The sequence below is a fragment of the Pseudoalteromonas sp. NZS100 genome, from assembly GCF_015864815.1.
In the GTDB taxonomy this organism is placed as follows: Bacteria; Pseudomonadota; Gammaproteobacteria; order Enterobacterales; family Alteromonadaceae; genus Pseudoalteromonas; species Pseudoalteromonas distincta.
Map to the genome: position 1 here is coordinate 1 of NZ_JADYWM010000037.1, position 9,783 is coordinate 9,783.

At 38.2% G+C, this 9,783-nt stretch carries 8 protein-coding genes and 2 pseudogenes; 3 read left to right on the forward strand and 7 right to left on the reverse strand.

From position 1 onward, the window contains the following. Positions 1-92 precede the first annotated feature (92 nt). Together I6E69_RS20225 and cadR are read right to left on the reverse strand one after the other, a co-directional pair. Positions 93-470 carry a MerR family transcriptional regulator gene (locus tag I6E69_RS20225; protein WP_055018870.1) on the reverse strand — a complete coding sequence of 126 codons (378 nt, stop codon included), beginning with the start codon at positions 468-470 and terminating at the stop codon, positions 93-95. Between the two features lie 42 nt (positions 471-512). Next, entirely contained in the window at positions 513-902 is a 390-nt protein-coding gene (gene cadR / locus I6E69_RS20230) for a Cd(II)/Pb(II)-responsive transcriptional regulator (protein WP_002962247.1), read from the reverse strand. A 222-nt stretch (positions 903-1,124) separates the two neighbouring features. Here cadR and I6E69_RS20235 point away from each other — a divergent pair. Both I6E69_RS20235 and I6E69_RS20240 read left to right on the forward strand, forming a co-directional pair. Next, positions 1,125-1,711, forward strand: a pseudogene (locus I6E69_RS20235) (transglutaminase family protein). Further along, positions 1,698-2,585 carry a cation diffusion facilitator family transporter gene (locus I6E69_RS20240; protein WP_002962252.1) on the forward strand — a complete coding sequence of 296 codons (888 nt, stop codon included), beginning with the start codon at positions 1,698-1,700 and terminating at the stop codon, positions 2,583-2,585. Before I6E69_RS20235 ends, I6E69_RS20240 begins: the two are co-directional and overlap by 14 nt. An 84-nt stretch (positions 2,586-2,669) precedes the next feature. On the opposite strand, the gene I6E69_RS20245 is transcribed toward I6E69_RS20240, so the two are convergent. The 5 genes from I6E69_RS20245 to I6E69_RS20265 all read right to left on the reverse strand — a co-directional run bounded on the left by I6E69_RS20245 (position 2,670) and on the right by I6E69_RS20265 (position 9,421). Beyond that, complete coding sequence (locus tag I6E69_RS20245) at positions 2,670-5,798, reverse strand: efflux RND transporter permease subunit (protein ID WP_010557527.1); 3,129 nt, start codon at positions 5,796-5,798, stop codon at positions 2,670-2,672. A 10-nt stretch (positions 5,799-5,808) separates the two neighbouring features. Further along, positions 5,809-6,705 (reverse strand): efflux RND transporter periplasmic adaptor subunit, encoded by an 897-nt coding sequence (locus I6E69_RS20250; protein WP_197122168.1) that lies wholly within the window; start codon positions 6,703-6,705, stop codon positions 5,809-5,811. A gap of 70 nt (positions 6,706-6,775) precedes the next feature. Continuing rightward, a complete protein-coding gene (locus I6E69_RS20255; RefSeq protein ID WP_002962255.1) occupies positions 6,776-8,068 on the reverse strand; it encodes a TolC family protein in 1,293 nt (430 codons plus the stop codon). Between the two features lie 73 nt (positions 8,069-8,141). Beyond that, positions 8,142-8,438, reverse strand: coding sequence for a hypothetical protein (locus tag I6E69_RS20260; protein WP_294115633.1), 297 nt, complete (start codon positions 8,436-8,438; stop codon positions 8,142-8,144). Positions 8,439-8,521: 83 nt separating this feature from the next. Further along, on the reverse strand, positions 8,522-9,421 hold the full coding sequence (locus I6E69_RS20265) for a cation transporter (protein ID WP_197122172.1): 900 nt from the start codon (positions 9,419-9,421) through the stop codon (positions 8,522-8,524). Between the two features lie 166 nt (positions 9,422-9,587). On the opposite strand from I6E69_RS20265, the pseudogene I6E69_RS20735 reads away from it, so the two are divergent. After that, positions 9,588-9,783, forward strand: a pseudogene (locus I6E69_RS20735) (hypothetical protein); the annotation flags it as partial.

Consider the following 9,783-nt stretch of genomic DNA (forward strand, 5'->3'; position numbering starts at 1 on the left):
AGCCTACTCTGTCTAATATTTTATTTATCATTTGAAAGTCTATTGGTTGATATTACCATCATTCTAAACTCCGTATATAAGTACGGAGTCAATCATTTTAATGAATCAATTATGGGGCAATGTGTTGGATCTTCGTTTTGCATACAGGTATTTGTCATATCCACAATTACTTTCTCTAAACGTTGAAGGTCATTAATTTTGTCTCGAATGATTGCTAACTTTTGTCGGCTTAATAGCTCAACTTGAGTGCAGTTGCTGTCCATAGACATTAGCGATTTTATTTCTCTTAACGTAAAGCCGAGCGCTTTGGCTTTTGTGATAAACCTAAGTTGTCCTGCTATTGTTTCGTCATATTGTCTATAACCAGATATTGGTTTTTCAGGTTGTGTAATCAGCCCTTCTCGTTCATAAAAACGAATGGTTTCTACATTTAAATTTAATGATTGTGCTAATTTGCCAATGGTTTTCATTATTGCCTTTGTGAATACTACTAATCTAAAGTTATATTTAGTTTAGCTATCCAATGATTTGATGATGCCGCACGCTTCAATTGTATTGTCTGAACCACAAGCACTTGCCATCTGTTGTAATTCAGCTTTAAGCGCCCTTAATTCTTTCATACGTTTATTCACTAGTGCAAGTTGCTGATCAATTAATGCATTAACGCTAGAGCAGCTTTCTTCTGGCTTATTTTTTAATTCGATAAGACGTTTAATATCATTGAGTGATATATCTAGGCTGCGACAATGCTTTACGAATTCCAATTGTTTAAGTGCTTTACTATCATACAGCCTGAAATTACCTTCTGAACGGTTTGGATTTAACAGTAATCCTTCTCTTTCATAATATCTAATCGTTTGTATTGAACAGCCCGATTTTTTTGACAATTCGCCTATTTTCATCAATTTCCCCCAGACATTTGACTCTATAGTTACTATAGGATCTATAGTATAGGTATGCAACGAAAGGGATATATAAAAATGACTGAGAAATATTTAAACAATACGAATATCGTTAATTTTGAACACAAAGATATCCAATCCCTGATCGATCAACGAGGGTGGAAAAATTTGGATAATTTCAACAAAATTGGTGCCGCTTATTAGTTTGTAAAAGATGAAATAATGTTTGGCTATAACAAGAGTGATGATATTTCAGCAAGCGATGTGCTAGCAGATGGTTATGGACAATGTAATACTAAGGGTAATCTGTTAATGGCACTATTGCGTGGACTAGGTATCCAGTGTCGTTTCCAAGGTTTTACCATTGATCAGCAACTACAAAAAGGTGCTATCCCAAGCTTGTATTTTGGTTAGCACCTAAATACATCATTCATAGTTGGGTAGAAGTTTACTTTGAAGGGCGTTGGATAAACTTAGAGGGCTTTATATTGGATGAGCAATACTTAAGCTCACTACAGCAGAAATTTAGCCAAGCAAAAGATGAGTTTTGTGGTTATGGTGTTGCAACAAAGTGCTTATCTTCACCCGGTACGGATTGGCGTGGAGAGGATACCTATATTCAAAAAGAAGGTATTCATGACGACTTTGGGCTTTATGATTCACCAGATAAGTTCTATCTCGAAAAAGGTACTAATCTATCAGGTGTAAAACGTTGGTTGTATCAACGAGTGATCCGACATTTGATTAATATGAATGTATCAAAAATAAGAAATAAAAAAGTACTGGAGGTACAAAATGCACAACCATAGTCACAGTCATCAGCATGGTAAAGACGACCGGATTGGTTGGGCATTTTTCCTTAATGTGATATTTACCATTATCGAATTTATAGGTGGTTGGCTCACAAACAGTACGGCGATAATGGCGGATGCCGTTCACGATCTTGGTGATAGTCTTTCAATAGGTTTTGCGTGGATTTTAAGTCGTTTTTCAGATAAAGAAGCATCAGACAAATTCAGCTATGGTTATCGCCGACTTACACTTTTTGGTGCATTGGTAAATAGTATTGTTTTGATTATCGGCTCTATTTGGGTTTTATTTGAAGCAATACCTAAGCTGTCCAATCCTGAAATGCCTGTAGTTGAGGGGATGTTAGGGCTAGCCATACTCGGTGTTGCCGTAAATGGTTATGCGGTATTCAAATTAAAAGCGGGTGAAACACTAAATGAAAAAGTGCTGACATGGCACCTACTTGAAGATGTACTCGGTTGGGTTGCCGTTCTTATAGTCTCTATTGTATTGTTGTTCGTTGAACTGCCGATATTAGATCCTCTATTATCAATAGGGTTTACGCTGTTTATCTTATTTAACGTTTTCAAAAATCTTAAATCAACATTGGTGCTTTTTCTTCAAGCTGCACCCGATAAAGAGACCCAAGAGCGTATTAAGCAGTCATTAATTGAATTTCCTGAAGTAAATGGTATACACCATATGCATTTTTGGTCACTGGATGGTGAAAGTCACGTTTTAACAGCGCACCTTGAGCTGAGTGACAACTTTGACGTTAAAGAATTAATTAAGCTTAAACAAGAGGTTGCAGCTAAATTATCTTCCTATCATTTATCGCATACGACGATAGAGTTTGAGTTTTTAAATGAAAATTGTAGGGATGAAGCAGAGTAAGTTTTATCAATAAAATTTTGGAGCATACAATATAAAAAGCAGCTTAATTAGGCATAACTTAGTAATTAAGCTGCTTTTTTGCTTTTAGATTTCGTCGGATTGCTGTTTGTTACTCTCAGCGCCATGCGCCCATTGATATAAAATAGGCAATACAAACAAAGTTAAAATGGTAGAAGATACAATACCGCCGATAACAACTGTTGCTAGTGGTCGTTGTACTTCTGCACCAATTCCAGTGTTTAACGCCATTGGAATAAAACCTAAACTTGCGACCAGTGCCGTCATTAAAATAGGTCTTAAACGAATGATGGCACCTTCAATGATCGCTACGTATAGGTCGCCTTTTTCATGCCAAAGATCTCGAATAAAAGCCAACATAACCAAGCCATTTAATACTGCGACACCTGACAATGCAATGAAGCCGACACCTGCCGAAATTGATAAGGGCATGTCTCTTAAATAAAGTGAAAATACGCCCCCTGTTAATGCTAAAGGCACGCCACTGAAAATGATTAATGCATCTTTTAATGAACCAAATGCTATAATCAAAATACCTAAGATAACAACCAATGTTATCGGTACAACTAGGCTTAATCGCTTACTTGCTGATTCTAGTTGTTCAAACGTTCCACCATAATCAAGCCAGTATCCTGCTGGAATTTCTCCTTCCTGATTAATTTTAGCTTTAACTTCTTTTACAAAACCGCCTAAATCTCTACCACGAACATTGACGGTAACCACAACTCTTCTTTTTCCGTTCTCTCGGCTAATCTGCGCGGGTAAAGACTCTGATTTAAGCTCTGCAACTTCTTCAATTGGCACATAGTTACCATTCTCAAGTGGAAGCGGCAGATGCTTCAAGCTATCGATATCCGTTCTTATTTGCTCTGGTAGGCGAACAACTAACTCAAACCGTCTGTCACCTTCATAAATGATCCCCGCAGATTCACCGCCAATCGCAGTGGCAACCCAGTCTTGCAATTCGGTAACGTTCAATCCATACCTACCAAGCGCTTCTCGTTTAGGAATTACTGATAAAGATGGAACACCTGTGACCTGTTCCATTCGAGCATCAGCGGCACCATCCACGGTTTTCACAATATTTAGAATATCTTTTGCGGTAAGTAATAACCGATCCAAATCATCACCAAATATTTTGATGCCGACATCAGCTCTAACGCCAGAAATCAATTCATTGAAACGCATTTGAATAGGCTGAGTGAATTCATAGTTGTTGCCTGGAATGTTTTTCAGTACTTTTTCCATTTCTTCAACTAATTCACTTTTTGGTTTTGAAGGTTCGGCCCATTCTTTACGTGGTTTTAAAATAACAAAGATATCAGCAATACTCGGTGGCATTGGGTCGGTTGCTACTTCTGGTGTGCCAATGCGCGAGAATACTTTATCAACTTCAGGAAACGCTTTAATACGTTGCTCAAGTACTTCTTGCATTTCTACTGATTGCTCTAGGCCAGTCGATGGAATTCTTAATGCCTGTAGTGCAATATCACCTTCATTTAATTGAGGAACAAATTCTGTCCCAAGCGTAGTTGCTAACCAAAGGCTATACCCCATTAACAGCGTTGAGAATGAAACAATAATCCAACGAAATTTCATCGCCATTTTTAACAATGGTTCATAAATAGACTTGGTTGAACGAATAACTACACTTTCTTTTTCGCTGATTTTACCTTTCATAAACACAGCTACAGCAGCAGGAACCAGTGTAACTGAAAGGATCATTGCGGAAATTAACGCCATAACGACAGTTGCCGCCATAGGGTGGAACATTTTCCCTTCAACGCCAGTTAGCGTGAAAATGGGGATGTAAACAACAGTGATAATTGCCACACCAAACAAGCTTGGACGTATCACTTCTGAAGTGGCTTCAAAAACGGTATTTAGGCGTTCTCTTAAGTCTTGCCTATGACCGTTGTGTTGGGCCTGTGCTAACCTACGGACAGAGTTTTCAACGATGATTACAGCCCCGTCCACTATCAAGCCAAAGTCCAATGCGCCGAGACTCATTAAATTGGCAGATACTCCTGCTTGCACCATACCTGTGATTGTCATTAACATGGAAATAGGGATAACAGCAGCGGTAATGAGAGCTGCACGTAAATTTCCAAGTAGAATAAATAACACAACAATAACTAAAAGCGCACCTTCAACGAGGTTTTTGGTAACGGTTGCAATCGCTTTATCTACTAACGTTGTTCTGTCGTAAACAGGCTCTGCGGTAATGCCCTTTGGCAGAGATTTTTGTATTTCGCTGAGCTTATGTTCCACTTCTAAAGCAACGGTGCGAGAATTCTCACCAATCAGCATCATGGTTGTACCAAGCACTGTCTCAATGCCATTACGAGTAGCAGCCCCTGTTCTAAGTTCTTTGCCTATAGCAACATTGGCAACATCACTTATTTTTACAGGAATACCATCGTTCTTTTTGATGATGACATTGAGGATTTCATCCATTGTCGCAAGTTGCCCAATGGAGCGCACTAACACTTGTTGTCCGTTTTGCTCAATATAACCCGCGCCACGGTTATCATTATTTTTACGTAATGCATCAGAAACGTCTTCAAAGCTTACCTGATGAAAAAGTAATTTTTCGGGTTTCGGCGTTATATGATACTGCTTGTTATAGCCGCCGATACTGTTGACCTCAATGACGCCTTTAACTTGAGCCAATTGCGGTTTAATGATCCAGTCTTGTATTTCTCTTAAGGCAATAGCGGTATAAGGCTCTCCATTAGGCATTTTAGCGTCAGGAGAAGCTTGTACGGTATACATAAATATTTCACCAAGCCCTGTGGAAATAGGACCCATCTCTGGCTCTAAGCCAGAGGGAATAACGCCTTTTATCGCAGCTAATCTTGCATTGATTAAGTTGCGTGCGAAATAAATATCGGTTCCCTCTTCAAAGATAACGGTCACCTGGGATAAACCATATCTTGAAAGAGAGCGGGTGTGAGACAGCTTTGGTAGTCCAGCTAATGCGTTTTCTACTGGAAAAGTTACCCTTTGCTCCGCTTCTAAAGGTGAATAACCGGGGGCAGAGGTATTTATTTGTACCTGTACGTTTGTTATATCTGGAACAGCATCAATGGGAAGTTTTTGATAACTCCACATACCAACGCCGATGATTACCATCAGCAAGCTTAATACTAAATAGCGCCTATTTATTGCAAGACGCAAAATTGATTCAATCATATTGCGTCTCCTAATCGTCGTCTTCTACTTCAGATTTCAAGATATCTGCTTTAATCAGATAACTGTTTTTGTTTACATATTCAGCGTCTTTACTGAGGCCATCAATGACCTCGATATAGTTTTTGTCTGAACGACCAAGGACAAGTGGTGCAAACTCGTACTCTTCATCTTCTTTTACAAAGACACCTAATTGTCCACCTAGCTCTTGTATGGCAACTTTCTCGACCGCTAAATCCACCTCAAATTGGTTTATCTTTACGTTGCCTTTTAATAATTGACCTGACGTTAGCTTTAACTCAGTGTTGTTTAATCGTACCCGTGCTAAAATATAAGGCTGATCTTTAGCTGGAATAATATTAGTGATGACTGAACTGAATGCGTGTTCACCTTGCTCAATATCAACATGCTGACCGACTATGATTTGATTATATTGGCTGGTAAACACCTTAAATTCAGCCCACAAGGTGTCAAATTTGACGATTTCAAACAAGCTAGTGTTTTGCGTGATACCGCCAATATTTCCATTTCGCTGTAAAACAGTCCCAGAAACAGGCGATGTTATTTTATAAGTATTTAAGCTCTCATTAGATTCAATAACGGCTAATAGATCGCCTTTTTTTACCGTATCACCAACAGTGAAGTTTATTGTCTTTATAACGCCGTTATATCTAGCGCCAACTTGAAATAATTGTTCAGCGCCTATCGTCGTAGAGCCGTATACAGGGATAGTTTGGTTCAACGTTTTTGAAGCTAAATAGGCTGTTTCAACACCAACCTTTTTTGCCATGTTATTGTCGATTTTGCTTATGCCTTCTTCGCCTTCATGTTCATCTTCACTAGCGAAAACACTTTGAATGGGTGATAGATACCCAATAAAAATCAATAGTGCGAGTAAATAGTTTTTCATTTTGAATTCCTAAACGATTCAGTTAATCACTGAATCAATAAATTGTTATTAAACTTAAAGTGATGTTTATTTAGAGTGACAGCGCTTCGTTTGTTAGTTTTTCTATCTCTGCGCCATAAATTAGGGCAGCAGATGCCGCGTCAATAAGGGTTCGCCGAGCATTTAACAGCTCTTGTCTAGCCGATACATAATCAAGATATCCATATCGACCTTTTTGATAGGCGTCTTGAGTATCTTCCAGTGCATCTTCAAGCATTGGGATAACCGACTGCTTTAATGAATTAGCTGTTAATATGGCTTGTTTTCTATTGGAGTATGCTCGTAGTAAGTGATTTCTAAATCTTAACTTAGTCGCCTCTTTCTCTATGGCAACTTGGTCACGCTCTGCTAGCGCACTAGCGATTGCGCCAGAATTTCGCTTTTCAGCAAACAAAGGTAAGCTAAAGCCAGCGACCAGTGCCGTATCATTGGCTTCTTGAGAGCGCCTAACACCAACAGACCATTTGATATTGGCCGTTGACTCTGTTTTAGCCAACTGTAACTCGGCCTCTTTTAGTCGCTGCTCACTTGCATAAACTTGAATAGCAGGGTTTTTCTCTAATTTCGCAAAGAGACTACTAAAATCACTATCATTGCCAAACTGAAACAGATCTCCAGTTACTCTAGAGAATGACACTGATGTTTCTCCCCAGTAAGCTGATAAAGAAAGCTTTAGATATTCCAAGCGCTTTTGTTCAGATTGAAGGGTGAGGTTAGCCTGAGCAATAACTGCTTTTGAGCGTTTCACTTCAGCCTCAGGAGTAGCACCTGCGCGGTTACGCTGAGATACAATCTCTAAGGTTTCTTGTGCTAAGCTCAAAGCATTTTCTGCCAATATAACTCTTTGTTGGGCTGCAAGTACTTCCACGTACTTCTCAGTGACTTGAGCCATTAAATTAAGCGCAGAGACTTCTTTTTCAGCAGTGAGTAGTGTTCTTGATTTTGAAACAATTCCAATCCGCGCTGAGCGTTTATCTCCCATTTCGATAACCGAAGATAGAGCGACTGTTAATTCAGCACTGTCGAATGTATTAAATTCACCTGAGCCTGCAAAGTTCTCAGCTTCAAGCTCTAGTTCATAAGCAGGATTTAAACTTGCGATTTGTTCTCGTCCAATTAATGCCGTTTGCTTGAAATCAAATATTTTAAGTTCTGGATTTTGTTTAAGCGTCCACTGAATTGCCTCCTGAAGGTTTAACTGCTTCTCAAAGGCATAAACATTAAATGTAAAAAGTGACAAAGCGAGAAACGCGATATATTTAAGCCGAGGTGTTACACACCTTAAAATTGCTATCTTGCGATGCACACAGGTATTAAGTGCCATGTATACTTTCCTATAAATTTATATGTGATATTTAGGTCATTAACATTTGACCTTTCTTAATTTTCTATAAAATTTAGGCGTATTTAGGTGGGCGGAATGGCACCGAGATATAGCCTTTTAGCTCAGGAGAAACTAAGGCGTAGGTAAGGAAGTGATCTGTTGCTTGGAAAATGTTACAGGAAGAATCAGCATTTAAAAATAAGTGACAACAGCAACAAAAATTACAATTATCAATTGAAGAGTTGCTATTATTCACCTCAAGCATATTGGAGTCTTCTGGAGCTTTTAGCGGGGTAATAGACTTAGTTAGTGATGAACTAAAAGAACTTTCACTTAAGTTTATTTCAAGCTCTTCTAGCGAAAAAAACACAGACTGCACCGCGATTAAAATCATTATCACGTATGATATATTTGATTTGATATACGATGAGTGCATTATTTTCATTTCTCTGCTTAATACTTTAGCAGTAAGATGCGGCGAGCACCGTTTAAAACGACAAGAGCAATTATCAAACCAATCACTAAATCTGGATAACGGCTGCTAGTTACTGTAACTAATAAGCCAGCTAAGATTACACCTACGTTTGCGATTACGTCATTTGCGGAAAAAATCCAACTCGCTTTCATATGAGCGCCGTCTTCTTTGTTGCCAAATATTAAAAACAGACAAGCAATGTTAGCGATTAGTGCTATTCCACCAAATATCATCATTAAAGAAGAGATAGGTTCACTACCGTAAATAAAGCGTCTTACGACTTCACTCAAAGCACCTAGCGCTAGAATAATTTGAAGTACACCAGATATATGTGCCGCTCTAAGTTTCATGCTTATGCTTTTACCGACAGCATATATAGCTAAACCATAAACAGCAGCATCAGCAAACATATCTAATGAGTCGGCAATAAGGCCAGCAGATTGCGCAATAATCCCAGCAATTACTTCTATAAAAAACATGACTCCATTAATGGCTAACAACCATTTTAGCGTTGATGCTTCTTTCATCTCATTTTTTTGGGCTAGATCTTTTGCTTTTGCAGCTTCGGTGCTGCAACTTTCTTTAGTTGATGCCAACTCTGCACCGAGATTGAGTTGTTGTAATTTTTTTGTTATCTCATCTAAATTTTCATCATGAAAAACCTTGACTAAACGGCTAGGAATATCAAATTGCAACCCAACTGAAGGCTCAATTGAGTCAAGTGCTAACCTAATCAATCTCTCTTCTGAAGGACAGTCCATTTGAGGTACTTTAAATGTACTGACAAACGCGCCACTATAGTTATCTAATTGTGTATCAATTTTTACATCTTCATTGGTAGAAGATGATTGACACTGACCACTACATTTTTCTGACATATTTAACACTCCGTAATAATATTAAAATAAGTATAAAATCTATAGTGGCTATAGAGTCAAATAAAAAAATTATTTAATGTAAAAGCGTGGAAACTGAATTGAAAAGCTAGTTTAAGGAAATAGTTTCTGCTAGTATTTTAAATACTATATTTAACTGGTGATAACTTTGAACCTTAATGTTGTACTAAAAATGCTCTTGGTTATTTCGATTGTTTTACAATCGTTAACTGCTGTAGCATCCTCAACATCTGAGAATCACCAAATAGATATAGAGCACCTTCAAACTCAACATGATCATGCAGATGATCGAAATGTCTCAAATGATAATGTAGGTGATGAGCAGCATAATGAAAAAGATTGTC